At 45.1% G+C, this 14,953-nt stretch carries 11 protein-coding genes; all 11 read right to left on the bottom strand.

The features are described 5' to 3' along the window. Positions 1-9: 9 nt before the first annotated feature. The 11 genes from lnrL to glvA all read right to left on the bottom strand — a co-directional run bounded on the left by lnrL (position 10) and on the right by glvA (position 14,677). On the bottom strand, positions 10-945 hold the full coding sequence (gene lnrL / locus NSQ83_RS04700; protein ID WP_003233591.1) for a linearmycin resistance ATP-binding protein LnrL: 936 nt from the start codon (positions 943-945) through the stop codon (positions 10-12). Positions 946-1,088: 143 nt separating this feature from the next. Next, positions 1,089-1,751, bottom strand: a complete 663-nt coding sequence (gene lnrK, locus NSQ83_RS04695; protein WP_015715522.1) for a two-component system response regulator LnrK — start codon at positions 1,749-1,751, stop codon at positions 1,089-1,091. Beyond that, positions 1,748-2,950 (bottom strand): two-component system sensor histidine kinase LnrJ, encoded by a 1,203-nt coding sequence (gene lnrJ / locus NSQ83_RS04690; protein WP_198878906.1) that lies wholly within the window; start codon positions 2,948-2,950, stop codon positions 1,748-1,750. Before lnrJ ends, lnrK begins: the two co-directional genes overlap by 4 nt. A gap of 116 nt (positions 2,951-3,066) precedes the next feature. After that, positions 3,067-3,924, bottom strand: coding sequence for a catechol 2,3-dioxygenase (gene catE / locus NSQ83_RS04685; protein ID WP_198878907.1), 858 nt, complete (start codon positions 3,922-3,924; stop codon positions 3,067-3,069). A 17-nt stretch (positions 3,925-3,941) separates the two neighbouring features. Then, the gene (gene catD / locus NSQ83_RS04680) at positions 3,942-4,346 is read right to left on the bottom strand and encodes a DoxX family oxidoreductase CatD (RefSeq protein WP_015252533.1); all 405 of its coding nucleotides are present in this window, start codon (positions 4,344-4,346) and stop codon (positions 3,942-3,944) included. A gap of 153 nt (positions 4,347-4,499) precedes the next feature. After that, complete coding sequence (locus tag NSQ83_RS04675; protein ID WP_038427534.1) at positions 4,500-6,314, bottom strand: ABC transporter ATP-binding protein; 1,815 nt, start codon at positions 6,312-6,314, stop codon at positions 4,500-4,502. Beyond that, on the bottom strand, positions 6,308-8,029 hold the full coding sequence (locus NSQ83_RS04670; RefSeq protein WP_198878908.1) for an ABC transporter ATP-binding protein: 1,722 nt from the start codon (positions 8,027-8,029) through the stop codon (positions 6,308-6,310). Before NSQ83_RS04670 ends, NSQ83_RS04675 begins: the two co-directional genes overlap by 7 nt. A gap of 414 nt (positions 8,030-8,443) precedes the next feature. Then, positions 8,444-10,777, bottom strand: coding sequence for a peptidase G2 autoproteolytic cleavage domain-containing protein (locus tag NSQ83_RS04665; protein ID WP_198878909.1), 2,334 nt, complete (start codon positions 10,775-10,777; stop codon positions 8,444-8,446). A gap of 123 nt (positions 10,778-10,900) precedes the next feature. Next, the gene (gene malP, locus NSQ83_RS04660; RefSeq protein WP_043940075.1) at positions 10,901-12,484 is read right to left on the bottom strand and encodes a PTS maltose transporter subunit IIBC; all 1,584 of its coding nucleotides are present in this window, start codon (positions 12,482-12,484) and stop codon (positions 10,901-10,903) included. Positions 12,485-12,498: 14 nt separating this feature from the next. Then, positions 12,499-13,263, bottom strand: coding sequence for a MurR/RpiR family transcriptional regulator GlvR (gene glvR, locus NSQ83_RS04655; protein WP_014476181.1), 765 nt, complete (start codon positions 13,261-13,263; stop codon positions 12,499-12,501). 64 nt (positions 13,264-13,327) lie between these two features. Then, positions 13,328-14,677: a maltose-6'-phosphate glucosidase gene (gene glvA / locus NSQ83_RS04650; protein ID WP_014476180.1), complete on the bottom strand. Its 1,350-nt coding sequence runs from the start codon at positions 14,675-14,677 to the stop codon at positions 13,328-13,330. Positions 14,678-14,953: the final 276 nt, after the last annotated feature.

Here is a 14,953-nt window from a genome sequence, read left to right as displayed (position 1 = left end):
CCGTCCCTCCTAATCCCGCAACGTGCGGCCGGTCAGATTCAGAAACAGGCGCTCCAGATTCGGTTCCTGCACCTGAAGGGACAGCAGGTTTATATGATGAGCAGCAGCTTCAGCAAGCAGGCTGGTGACGACTTTCTCATGATGAGCCGCAGAAATGTCAATTTTGAGCTCTAATTCATGTACTGTTACATCATTCACATGGGCCAAAGCTCGGATCGCCACAAGAAACGCTTCATTGATCCCGCTGACCGTGAGCTGAATGATGGTATCGCCCCCAAGGCGGCTGCACAAATCAGTTTTTGTGCCAATCGCAATCATTTCCCCCTGATCAATTATCCCGATCCGGTCGCATAAAAACTCAACTTCTTCCATGTAATGACTCGTATAGATCACCGTCATGCCCGTTTCGTTGAGCTGTTTGACTGTTTCTAAAATGTGATTTCTCGATTGAGGGTCAATACCGACAGTCGGTTCATCCATAATCAGCAGCTCGGGCTTATGCATTAAAGCCGCACCGATGTTGATTCTTCGTTTCATCCCCCCGGAAAATGTTTCAATCTTATCTTTAGCCCGCTCAGTCAGACCGACATATTCAAGGACCTCTGCCGCTCTTTTTTTGGCCTCACCGTGCGTAAGTCCGTACATTTTCCCCCAAAACATAAGATTCTCATGAGCCGTCAGCGTCGGATATAATGCAATTTCCTGCGGAACAATGCCGATTTTTTGTTTCGCTTTGGCCGTTTCTTTTCCGATGACATAGCCGCCCACCGTGATGTTCCCGCTGTCATGCGGCACAAGGCCGGAAACCATCGAGATGGTTGTGGATTTCCCCGCACCGTTAGGCCCGAGCAGACCGAACGACTCCCCCTTTTTGAGGGAAAAAGAAATGCCTTTCACGATTGTTTTTTTTCCGTATGCCTTTTTGATGTTTTCTGCTTGCAGCACGTCGTCTCACTCCTTTTTTTGATCCATTGCCATTGTAGAAGAAAGAAAGGCGTGCGGCATGTAGCGGCAGATAGAACATAGGGCATGAAAAAAAGGCCTGTAAAAGGCCTTTTCAGAGAAGCGTATATGCAAAACGTCATATGTCAAAAGACAGATACACCATATCTGACCGAGTAAATGGCGGCTTGGGTTCTGTCCCTGACAGCCAGCTTGCTGATAATATTTGAAACGTGGTTTTTGACTGTGCCTTCTGTAATGTAAAGCTTTTCGGCAATTTCTTTGTTATTCAGCCCGTACCCCAGCTCAGCCAGAACTTCGATTTCGCGCTCGGTCAGGTCGAGCAGCTCGTTAGGTTTTTCTATCTCATTTATTCCTTTCAGCTGTTTTTCACGCTTCCATTCATTCAGCATTTGGGCAGTCAATTCCGGCGGAAGCACCATTCCGCCAGAATGAACAGTCATCACTGCTTTTACAATCGTATCTGCAGACATATCCTTCAGCAGATACCCGCTTGCTCCTTCTTCAAGCGCTTCAGCAATCAGCGCTGAATCCTTAAAGGTTGTCAGCATCAAAACCTTTACGCCGGGCAGCGAGCTTGTGATTAATTTTGTTCCCTCCACCCCGTTGGAAACCGGCATGCGGATGTCCATTAACACGATATCCGGCTCCAGCTCTTTCGCCTTTTCGAAGGCTTCCTGTCCGTTTCGCGCTGTTGCGATCACATCGAGCTCTTCTCTGAGCTGGAGCAGGGATGCCAGCCCTTCTCTGACGATATCCTGATCGTCGGTAATGATGATCTTAATCATGATAAACTCTCCTTTTGCTGCACGGGCCTGAAGCTCCATTTTTTATTGGCAAGTGAAAATTCTGCATTCACAGTAAATCCTTGATCCTGTTCGCTTTCAAAGCGGATCATTCCGCCATGTTCCGCTGCCCGCTTTTTCATATTCAAGAGACCAAAACCAAGTGCTGCCTCGGGATTGCCTTTGCCGTCATCCTTAATGACAAGGCTTATGCTGTCCGTTGTGCAGGCAAGCTGTATCGAACAGGCTGCGGCGCCGCCGTGCCGTTTGGCATTGGTCAGTGCTTCCTGCACCGTTCTGATCAGGGTCGGATGGAGAGACAGCGGGATGATTGCAGGATCACCGCTGACCGCAAATTCTGTTGTGACTCCTGCATTTTTGCAAAAGTCCTCTGTCAGCTGTTTCAGCGATTCGATTAGCGAAGGATCGTTTTCAGTTTGCAGAGTGCGTACTGATAAGCGGACATCATCAAGCGCTTCACGGGCAAGTGTTTCACAGACACCTACTGTCTCATCCGCTTTTTGGCTGTCTCTTTTTTGCCATTCACGCAAAAGCTGCAGCTGGACGAGAAGGGCCGTCATTTTATGCCCCACTGTATCATGGATTTCCCGCGCCATTCTGTTCCGCTCGTAAATGGCAGTCAGCTCTTCAACCTGCTTCGCATATAAATGGAGCTCCTGATGTGCAGCAGACAGCGCCAGATGGGACTCCGTCAGTTCCTGAATCTGCTGTTTTGCCGTATCCTGCGCATCCAACAGCTTGCGGATTAATTTGCCCACGACACCGCAGAAGACAACGAATGTCATGCTAGTCAAATGATCAATGACAAATTCATTGCCGAACATCGCATATGTACGGATGAGGACGGTCAAAAATAAAATAGAGGAAAGACATAAGACAGACCATGCTGTTCTTTTAGGAAACCCCCGCAGAAAAAAGGCGACCGCAACCGGACAAAGCATAATAATGAACAAACCTGTGCCGGGAAAGATAAATCCGAACGAAAAGCCGATTGCAATATCAATCAGGCAGAACCAGATGGCATTTGTCTCTTTTGTCAGCAAAACATGATTGGCTGCATACATGGCAGCACCTGCTGCTATAAATACATATCCAAACCAGTTATCCTCTTTCACAATGGACAGATACATTAAACAGCTCACCATCAAGGTGAACATTCTCGTAAAAAAAAGAGCTTTCACGCTCATCACTCCCGATACCAATTCCCTTCTTATCATACCTGCCTCAGGGCATTTTTGACAGGAGTTTCTGGAAAATAAAAAATCCCCCTGCCGTTTTTTCGGCAAGGGGATTGCAGTTAAATCACAAATGTAATATAGGCGCCGGAAACAGGGTCTTTCACACGAAAGCTGTTTTCCGTCTCTTCAATCGAATACCCGGCATGTTTGACTCGGTTTGCCAATAAATCCAGCTCCTCTTGGTGAGGCAGGACAACAGTGTAATAGTCTAGTCCGCTGGCATTTGTCGGTTTAGGCGGCGCATTTCTTCCCGCCCAAATGTTTAAGCCGATATGATGGTGGTACCCCCCGGCTGAAACGAAGAGGGCGGACATGCCCGCATAGTTTCCGACACTGTCAAAGCCCAGTACATCTGTATAAAACGCCTTTGCTTCTTTCAAATCACTGACATGCAGATGAATGTGTCCGATGATTGTATCGTTCGGAAGCGATGTTTTCCGCTCATTTCCTGCCTCTTCCAGAAGGCCCTCAATGTCAACAGCGGTTGTCGTCATGACATAGTTTCCTTCCCGATCACGCTGCCACGTGCTGCGGGGGCGGTCAGCGTACATTTCAATGCCGTTTCCGTCAGGATCAGACAGGTAGAGCGCTTCGCTGACAGCATGGTCTCCATGTCCGATAGCAATGCCGTGTTCAATCAGGCGGGCGAGCGCGATCCCAAGTTCTTTCCTGTCCGGAAGAAGAATCGCAAAGTGATAAAGGCCTGTCACAGACCGTTCAGGCAAGACGACAGCGCTCGGATTTTCTTCAAGAATAAGCAGTACGCGTTTCCCGTCAGCCGTTAATTCCGCTTGTCGATCCGTCTTTTTTAAGACTTGAAAACCGATGACGTTACAGTAGAACTGAAGCGAACGCTCCAGACTGCGAATTGTGAGTTTGGCATAGCCAATGTGTGTATCCTCATGAATGCTGGTCATGCTGCATGCCTCTTTTCTTATGCTGAAACGTTTTCGTTCTTTTTTCCTTTAAACACAAATGGGTCCAGCGCCAGGAATCGACTTCCAGTAAGCGCCAGGTGAATGGATGTCAAAAGCAGAAGGTAATCAAATTCTGCATTGCCCATGAATGGCGCTTTCAGCTTAACAGTGATGATGGCGCCGATCAGTGTAAGAGCGAACAGTACACCGACAATACGTGTAGCCAATCCGAAGAAGACAAGCACTCCGCCAATGAGTTCAATCGCTGCGATGACATACGCCATAAAGCTTGGAAGGCCTATGCTGCCGAAAAATTGGATGGTGCCCTCCATTCCCTGAAACTTTGATAAACCGTGAACAAAAAAGATAATACCTGTAATAACTCTTAAAAGTAATGTGCCAATTTCAAATGATTTATTCATTTTATCCTCCTTGATAAATGTTATCACTTACTTAATGTAAGCTAGTATATATACATAACTTGTTTACGTCAAGTAATTTTGTTACATTTTACGAAAATGAAATAAAAGTACTATAAAACTGTAACAAAAAAGACCTCTGTGCAGGACAAAGGTCTATTTCTCAAATTGGCTTTCATATAAGTCACTGTAAAATCCTTTTTGCCGAATCAGCTCGTCATGGCTGCCTTTTTCAATCATTTCACCGTCTTTTAGCACCACAATCTGGTCCGCTCTTTGAATGGTATTCAGCCTGTGGGCAATGATGACGCTTGTTCTTCCTTCCATTAAACGGGCGAGCGCTTCTTGAATGTTGACTTCTGTAACGGTATCAATGTTGCTTGTCGCTTCATCCAAAATGAGAAGAACCGGATCGGCAAGCACCGCCCTCGCTATAGAAATCAACTGCTTCTGTCCTTGACTGATGCCCGAACCGTTTTGCGTCAGCACGGTGTCATACCCTTTTGGCAGCCTTTCAATAAAACTATGGGCATTCGCTGTTTTTGCAGCGGCTTCGACTTCCTGATCAGAAGCATCAAGCCTGCCGTAGCGAATGTTTTCTCTGATCGTTCCCTGAAATAAGAAAGAATCCTGAAGAACAAACCCCATGTTTTTTCTCAGGCTTGCTCTGGTAAGAGTTTTAATATCTGTACCATCGATTAAAATTTTTCCTTTGTCAGGCTCGTAAAAACGGGCGAGAAGGTTAGTGACGGTTGTCTTTCCCGCCCCCGTCGGCCCGACAAACGCGATGGACTGCCCTGCAGGCACGGTAAACTGTAAATGCTTCAGTGTCTGCTGCCCTTTATCGTAACCGAAGGACACATCCCGGAATTCAATGCTGCCTGTTTGGATGGGCTGATGCACGGCGTTCTTTTCATCCTCGCGCTCTTCTTTTTCATCAAGCACGTCAAACACCCGTTCAGCGCCGGCGATTGCGGACAGCATCGTATTAAACTGGTTGGCCAGATCGTTTAAAGGGCGTGTAAATTGTCTTGAATACTCGGCAAAGACGACGATGGAGCCGATCGAGATCCAGCCTTTCAGCGCAAACAAACCGCCGATTGCCGCAATCATTGTAAAGCTTAAGTTATTCAAAGAGTTCATGACCTTCGGAATAAACCCGGAAATCGTCTGCGCCCAAAAGCCCGACGTCTTGAGTGCAGCGTTTTTTTCGAGGAATTCAGCAGTAATCTGCTTCTCACGTGAATATGCTTTGATGACCTTTGCGCCTGAAACAGATTCCTCAATATACCCATTCAGATCACCAAGGTTTTTCTGCTGTTCTTTAAACAGCTTTCCCGTTCGGTTGGTGATCCATTTCAGGCTCGCTGCCATCACCGGAATAATGGTCAGCGTAATCAATGTAAGGAGCGGGCTCATGTACAGCATCACTGCAATGGTCCCGGCAAAGGTGATCACGCTTGACAAAATTTGAATGACTGACGTATTTAAGGTAGAACTGACATTTTCGATGTCATTCGTCACCCGGCTCATCAGCTCGCCGTGCCGCTGTTTATCAAAAAACGGAATTGGCAGCTCATGCAGATGGGTGAACAATTCGCTTCTCATTCTGAAAACCGTGCCCTGCGAGATCGTAATCATCCAATAGTTTTGAAACCAAAGCGACAGGGACTGAATGATATAGATAGCAAGCAGAAGAAGCAAAACGGGAATCAAGCCGCTGACCGTTTTCCCGACGATAAAATGGTCAATGGCCTTTCCGATCACAAAGGGACCAAGGAGTCCGAATATGGCGCTGATGACAACCATTAGCATGACAAGTATGAGCAGTCCTTTTCTTTCAGCCAAGTAAGACCAGATTCGTCTCAGTGTGCCCTTTGTATCCTTTGCTTTCGCCCGCTTTTTCGCGCCTTCTTTTTTGTCAATTGGCAGTTTGGGATATTGGAAAGGCTTGCGGATGTCTTTTAGCATGACTCGCTCCCCTCCCTTCCGAATTGTGACTCGTAAATGCGCTTGTATAACTGAGATTCAGAAAGCAGCTCACTGTGAGTGCCTTTTTCAATCAGTTGGCCGTCCTCAAGCAGCAAAATCTGATCAGCTTTCATCGCCGTGGTTATTTTTTGTGTAATGATCAAAGTTGTGCAATGGTATGTGCTGATTGCTTCAAGCAGCTTCGCCTCCGTTTGCAGATCAAGTGCGCTTGTGCTGTCATCTAATAGAAGGATAGCCGGTTTTCGAATCAGCGCCCGCGCAATGGAAATCCGCTGCTTTTGGCCGCCGGACAGGTTGACGCCTCTTTGCCCCAAAACAGTGTCATATCCATTTGGGAGCTTCAAAATCGTTTCATGAATTTGCGCATGTTTGGCCGCATCCATTATTTCATCTAGTGAAGCATTTTCTTTGCCCCAAGCGATGTTTTCTTTGATTGTGCCGGAAAACAAGAGGACTTCCTGCGGTACATATCCAATTTGCCTGCGCAGCCCTTCAGCCGGAATATGTTGAATCGGCTTTTCATCTATGTAAATGCGGCCTGAATCCGGCTGATAAAGCCGCGGAATGAGCTGAAAAAGCGTGGACTTGCCCGAGCCCGTCGCACCGAGAATCGCGATCGTTTCTCTCGGCTTTGCGGAAAATGAGACATTCCTGAGCGCTTCTCTGTCCATTTCAGGATAGCGAAAGGATACATGCTGAAACTCAATCCGTCCTGACAAACGATCAGATATGGTGCCTTCCTCCCGCTCGTCGCCTTCTGTTTCAAGCACCTCACCGATTCTATCCCCTGAAGCCTTCGCCCGGGTGAAAATCATAATCAAAAACGGAAACATCGAAAGCGCGCCTGTAATTCGTGTTGCGTAGTTAATTATCGCAACAACATCGCCAACCTGAGTGCTTCCGCTCGTAATACTGTAGGACCCCGCCCACAAAATCAAAAGGATGCAGAGATTCATCAAAAGCATCAGTACAGGCATCGTGAATTCCACAAGCTGAAAGGCCGAAACCGTTTTTTCCATCAGCCTTGTGTTGGCTTTGATAAATCGTTTGACTTCGTGGCTGCCGCGAAGCAGCGCTTTGATCAGCTTGATTGCGATTAAATTTTCCTGCATGATGGTGTTCACTTGATCCAGCCTTTTCTGCACTGAGCGGAACAGTGCCCCGCCTTTCCTTAATACCCATAGCAAAAACAAGATCAGGATCGGAATGGTCACAAGCAGAAAAAAGCCGAGTTTCACATTAACGGCAAGCGACAGCACAATGCCGCCTGCAATCATTAAGGGAGCCCGCAGCATAAACCGCAAACTCATAAAAATCATATTTTGAACCTGTGTGACGTCGTTTGTCAGCCTTGTAATATAAGAAGAGGACGAAAACTGTCCAAATGTGGAATAGGAGAAGGACTGGATTTTTTGAAAAAGCCCTTTTCTCGTATCATAGGAAAAGCTTTGGCTGACATGGGCGGCATAAAAGGAATTCAGCATCCCCGCCGCAAAGGATAACACGGTCAGCCCGATCATGACCGCGCCCCATATCCATACATGCCGCAGATCTTGCTTCAATATCCCATCGTCGATGATTTTTGCGATCAATAAAGGCTGCATCAGTTCAACTGCAAGCTCCGTCAGCATAAGAATCAGAGCAATTCCCGCCAGCAATGAATATGGTTTTAAAAACGACAAAGCCTTTTGCATGTAAAAGCCTCCAAACCCCTTTTAGCAATATGTACTTTTTATTTTAATTGTTTATAGGGTTTGATGAAAGAAATTTACTGTCATGAAGTGTTATGAAAGCATAGAAAAGCACTGAATTTATCGATAACCAAAATCACTTTATCTTTTATTCGAGAGCTATTCACTGCTGATCTGCGTTCATTAAAAAATATCAAAGATTTTACTCTACTTAAGTTGAGGTGCTGGATAGACTTAGATAAATTAGGAAGATTGCTGGAACTGTAGGAATAATGAAAAAGATAAATTTTAAAATGAAGACCTTTTTGCGAGGAATATAATCTCATAAAAATGCGGTGAAAAATTTCTAAAATCTAATTAAAACTCTAAATAGAGTGCATTGTTAAGCACTCTATTTAGAATCTGTACATTTTAATGTTACCGAATAAAAACTAAAACCACTCCATATCCCTTACTTTTGTCGAACTCTTTGATGACTCTCATGACCTGCCACCTTTGTTTAGGAGATACCGTTTTTGTAGCAATTCCGTTGTTATGCGCTTGAATAAAGTCTCCGGCTTCTACTGTGCTGTCGCATCTTACATAAACCTGTCCTACAAGGCCCACAACATTCCATTCATCCCTCTCTTCCCTAGAGGCATAGTTCTTATCTGGCTTATAATCAGGGTTTTCCATAGGCGCCATGACGATTTGGCCATTGGCATCTTTCTGTTTTTCATAAATATACCCGCCAAAATCATTCTTCAGGTATCTTCCAGACCAATGGAAGCTTGACTCACCAAGTATCACACCAGCTGTTTCAGAAATAACTCCAAGCATAAAGTCACCTTTTTTTGCAGATCTAATTTTATCACCCTCCAAAGTAACTAGGGTTCCTGCCGGAATTTTTTCACCGCTTAGGCTCTCAAAATATTCAGCGTAATCCGAGAACGTTTGGGAACTTTTTATGCTTCCTGAAGCCTTAATCGTTCCATCTTTTGCATGAAATTCTATCTTTCTGTTTGATGAGGATGGTGTGCTCCCACTTGCCCATCCTAGAGCAACAGAGTCTGAGTTCGGATTGATCGTATTATATGAGGCTATCACAGAAGATTGAGCAGCCCCAGTTGCTCTGCTTCGAACAGATCCAGCTACAAAATTATTATTTCCAGTAGCGTGGGAATCACGAGAGCCAATAATCCCGCTTCCTTTATGTTTAAACAAAAAGTACGGCGTCACGACGCCGCCAATCTTAAAATCTGTTTCGTAGCCTGAAAAGTCACAATTAGAAACATTAAGATCAGGGTCAACAGAAAAAATTCCCACTGTACCACTGTTATTTTTAGGCGATCTTTGCCCCCATACATTACTAACTACAGACTCGTACATACCGCTCCCAAAAACAACACCCTTTTCGGCTGAATCGATCAATGTTACACCATCAATCATTACCTTGCCGACAGAATTGTCGCCACCTACAATATAAAGATCGTTATCAGCAGTTTTAAATCCTCGAATCGTTATATTCTTTAAATTGATTAGACGCCCTTTATAATACACGCTTACGACTGAATTTCCCTTATAGTTAATGGAGGAATCATCGCATATAGCATGAAAATTAACCACATTGACGCCATCGTAACCTGAAATTTGCAATGCATTCGGCCCTGCCCCTTTGTACAGATCACTCGGCTTAGGGTTATATGCGATACAGTTAGCCAGCTGAACGTCATGAGCTGATGCTGATTGAGGATCACTTGCTGTGTGGTGTCCTATATGCCGAATGCAAAAACTAATTGCATTTTCATAGGCACGGCAGTTCACAAGTTGAACTCTTTTTGCAGCCGGAGCATAATCATGAGCTTTAATTTCAAATCCTCGAACTCCTCCAATTGCGATGCAGCTATCAACCATTACATCCTGAGAGCCATCATCGATTTCAAAACAGTTTGTATTTGAAGACCCATCATTTAACCCCATCGGATGGTAAGAAAGACAATGACTGAAAGTCGTATGCTTTCCAAAGTGACATGTGAAATTATCATCGCCAGAGCCTGTTGCTTCGCAATATGAGAAGGTTACAAAGTTGCAGCCACCAGGCTGATAAAAGGTAGGATCATCATTTTCTCCGTGTCTGTTATAATTAGGGCTTGTAGCATCAAACCCGTGAAGGCCGGCATTTTTTGCAAAAACATGCTCTACAAAAGAGTAATCCACATTTGCAAAAAGCAAGCAGCTTGAAGTGGGCCCCTTAGGGATCTTCCATCCAGCAGGACGCGTATCTTTATTCCAGTCCAGTGTCAAATGTCCAATGTAGATATTTTCATTACCATTTGTATGATCACTATTGGTGAGTACAGAGTGACCAACTGGCGTATCGTCTAATAACTTAATGATGGTCCTTTTTTTACCCGCTCCAACCAGCATTGTATTCGAAGGAACGAGCAAGCCAGATACCCTAAATACGCCTGCAGGGACTTTTATGAGATAACCGCCTTCGGCCATCGCATCATGAAATGCTTGCGTATCATCTGTGACTCCGTCTCCTTTAGCTCCATAATCCATTACGTTTCGTTCATCAAGGTACTCAAATCTGTTCTCATACATTTTGAGTCTTTCATTTAAGTTTTCAAAAGTTGTTATTCCATTACTTAATGCAATCCCAATTTTACTATCAATCGTTTCGAAATTCTCGGCAAGCTTGGAATCAATTTCAATACTTTCAGTGCTTTCAGGTTTGTAAAGACCTAAAAACGTTGTATAATTTTCCATTTTTACTCCCCCTATTGGTTTCAGTTTTTAAGAAACATAACATCCCTTGCACTTATAAGTGGCAAACGTATGACAAACAAAAAAAGCGCTGTCTTTAAACAGCGCAAGATAAAATAATTTTGACTATTCATTTAGTATTTTTTCCACACGCTCCCGCATCTGCGGTACGCTTAATCCGATAATTACCTGAAACGCCTTCCCGTTCCTGACAACGCCGTGTGCGCCAAGCGCGCGGAATACGCTGTCGGGTTCAACCTTTGTTTCATCCTTGACACTGACTCTGAGGCGGGTGGCGCAGTTTGTGACTTCAGTGATGTTGTCTTTTCCGCCCAGCGCTTCAATATACAGAAAAGCGGTGTCATCAGCCGTTTCAGCAGCGGAGGCCGTTTCATCCTTGTTTTTTCGTTCTCTGTATTCCTTTTTCGAATATAGCTTTGTTTCCTGCTGTTCATCCTTTTCCCGTCCTGGTGTAGCGATATTGAATTTGAGGATTAAAAATCTGAAGACGAAAAAATAAATTGCTGTAAACGAGAGTCCGATCAAAATTTGATATACATATGTCATACCGTGGCTTCCAAAGAGCGGAATCCAGTTCAAGGTCACCGCTTCGATCAGTCCGCCCCCCATATTTCCGACGACGCCGGCCATATACATAACTGTCGACATTGTGGCGGCAAGCACGGCGTGAACCGCAAATAAGAAAGGTGAAATGAATAAGAACGTAAACTCAATCGGCTCTGTAATACCGGCGACAATCGCTGTCAGTGTGACAGGAATCAGCAGCCCTGCGACGAGTTTTTTCTTTTCCTTTTTGGCTGTCACATAAAAAGCCAGGGCGATACCCGGAATACCGAAGATTTTCGAGTTGCCGTGAAGCGCGAATCCGCCTTGCGGAAAGAGCTCCTTCAGCGGTTTGGCGCTTTGCGAATATTCGCCAAGATGCTGTGCCCAATACGTGACGATCCCGCCTTCCGCTACAGCCGGGCCATAAATAAACGGCGTGTAAATAAAGTGATGAAGGCCGGTCGGAATTAAAATCCGTTCCAAAAACGTGTATATCCAAACGCCCACCGCCCCAGAAGCAACCAGGAAGCTTTGAAGCGAGCCGATTCCCGATTGAACCATCGGCCAAATATAAGACACAGCCAAGGCAATTGGGATCATAATAAAGAAGGAAATCATCACGATATATGTTGAGCCTTGAAAGATGCCGAGAAAATCGGGCAGTTTTTTATCAAAATAGCGATTATGCAAAAAGACGACAATCGAAGAAATAAAGATGGCTCCGATAATGTTGGTATCGAGCGTTTTTATGCCCGCAATCATCGTTAATCCGCTCGTTCCGCCGACCTCTTGATTCATGTCGACGCCAAATGCTCCTCCCCATACCGTCAATATTGCGCTGACAAAATAGTTGAATGTCAGGTAAACAGTAAGCGCTTCCAAACAAGCGCGTGCCTGAGCTTTCTTCGCCAAAGCAACCGGGATGCCGATGGCGAATAAGAGCGGCATTTGGTTAAAAACAGTCCAGCCGCCCTGCTCAATAATATACCAGCACTGATACCAAAAACCGTCGGGATCGGCGAGCGGGCCCATGAGGGTTTTATTTTTAAAGAGCGTGCTGATACCGACGATAATGCCGGCGAACGCGAATAATAAAACAGGCACAAACATCGCGCTTCCAAAGCGCTGAATTTTTTGCATCATACCAGAACCCCCTGCTACTCATTGTCATTTTTTTCTGCCTCTTTGTAATCAACATATGCGCGGAACAATGCTTCGCCAACGAGAAAAAACGGTGCAAAAGCGACAATTTCCGTTTTATCGCTTAATGTCACAGGTTTGCTTGTCGCATAAAGATTATGCGGAGTCAGCTGGGCGAGGACATTGTTTTTTAAATTCGTAATGGAAATAAAGGGAATACCCTTTGCAGAAAGCATTCTTGCCTGAGGAATCAGCTCCGGTGTTTCTCCGGAAAGAGAAATGATGATAAACAGATCGTTCACTTTAAAATCCCCGCGCATCAGATTAAATTCATTTGTGTCTTCAATTAAAATAAGATAGCGATGGCGCGGAATAAACATTCTTTGCAGGTCGCGGGCGCATATCTTTTGCGCATTTCCAGAACCGTAGACGAAAATGCGGTCAGCTTCATCAATCAGCTGGCACATGTCCGTCATGTCCTTTGTCCTTAAGAACTTCAAATTTGCTTCAATATCATCAAGCAGCTTTTCAAAACTCATACTCTCGCCTTCTTCCGGCTGATCTTCCCACTTTAAAAAGACGCGAAATTCACTGTAGCCACTGAAACCGAGCTTTTGGGCAAGCCGTAAAATTGAGGAACGCGATACACTGCAAGCTTTGGCCAGCGCGTCGATTCCAAGGTGATAGCATGTGTGCTTATGATTCAATATATATTTTAAAATATGAAAATCGTTGTCATTCAATTTGCTGTAGTGCTGATTGATCAGTTCTTCGAGCTGCATATCAGATCCCCCCATTTTCTTTCTATTATATACAATTAAAGATTCGAAAATGGGGGAATTTCAGTTATGATATACGGGTCGGGCTTTGATCAAGCTCAGGCCAGAAGTCTTTGTTGGCCTCCATTAAATCCTCGAGAATGAGTCTTGCCACACGCGCGTTCGGCACTGTTTTTGACAAAATTAGCGCCTGCCACAGCTTTTGGAACGATTTCTCCGCCCACGCTTCAACAGTCAGCTTCTCAACGGATACCTGCTGCTCCATAAGCCCTTTTTGGAATTGCGGAATGGTGCCGACGGTAATCGGTTCAGGCCCATTTGAGCCGACAATGCATGGGACCTCGACCATCGCAGTCGGGTCAAAGTTCGCAATTGCGCCGTTATTTTCAACGATCAACAGCATTCTTTCACCTGTGTTGTAGGCAATCGCCCGGGCAAGATCAACGATATATGATGCGTGGTCATCGATTTTGATTTCGCTGTTTTCTGTGGACTGCTCACGTGTAATCATGTCACATTGGCTGAAAATAAAAGCTTCGCGCCCTTCCATCACTTCATTTGCCCGCGTATGATTCGGATTTGATTTTTTCACCATATCATCCGGGAACAAATAATATTGCAAATACGTATTCGGCAGTGTATCAGGATCTGCGGCCTGTACGTCACGCGCTTTGGCGAATGTGTCATTCCAGCTCGCTTCCACCGCTTCAGCCTCTGTTTTCGGAATATAGCCGTATTGAGATACATGCTCCTTCAGCTTCGGCATTAAATCGTTGCCCTCTTGATCCTGAATTGATGTCCACCAGCCGAAGTGATTTAATCCGTAATAGCGGACCTTCATTTCTTTTCTTGAGGATAAGCCAAGAATTTGCGCCATCCGGTCTTCGATCCCAACCGGCATATCACAGATATTGAGAATTTTAGAATTCGGTCTAAGGCGTCTCGTAGCTTCAGCCACAATTGCCGCCGGATTGGAATAATTGAGCATCCAAGCATCAGGCGAGTATTTTTCCATGTAATCTAATATTTCAAGCACACCGCCGATCGAACGCATACCGTATGCGATCCCGCCCGGCCCGCACGTCTCCTGGCCGACAACTCCGTACTTTAACGGAATTTGCTCATCAAGCGCACGCATCGCGTATTTCCCTACTCTGATGTGCGCCATAACAAAATCGACATCTGTAAAAGCTTCTTCCGGGTCAGTCGTCGCTGCAAATTCAATATCCGGCGCTTTTTCTCTGATAAAAACGTCACAGGCGCCTGCAATTCGATCCTGTCTCTCCTTATCATTATCATACAGCTTCAGCTTTCTGATCGGAAACTCCTCCAAATGGTCCAAGAGCATGAGTACGATCCCTGGAGTGAAAGTGCTCCCTCCGCCCGCTATTACGATTGAGAATGATTTTTTCTTCATATGACGACCTCCTTGATAACGTTTACAATTCCATTTATACCATGAGATAGCCCGTCCCGTAACACGTTTGGCGCACTTAGGTCATTTGATCAACTTTAGTGTTTTTTCCCATAGAGCGGGAAATTTCTCATTTGCCTTATGTCTGAGGGATTTGTTTTTTTTACCTTTTTTGTAATCTTAAAGTCTCACCAACTGTGAATTTTAAGTGAATATACGCCCTTCCAATTCTTATGAAAAGGTTCTTTTGTACGATTCGGATACATGCCGAATTATTTA

This window comes from Bacillus sp. PS217 (genome assembly GCF_037963535.1).
GTDB classification, from domain to species: Bacteria; Bacillota; Bacilli; order Bacillales; family Bacillaceae; genus Bacillus; species Bacillus subtilis.
The sequence above is the reverse complement of the archived record's forward strand: the minus strand, read 5'-3'. Positions and strand labels throughout refer to the sequence as shown.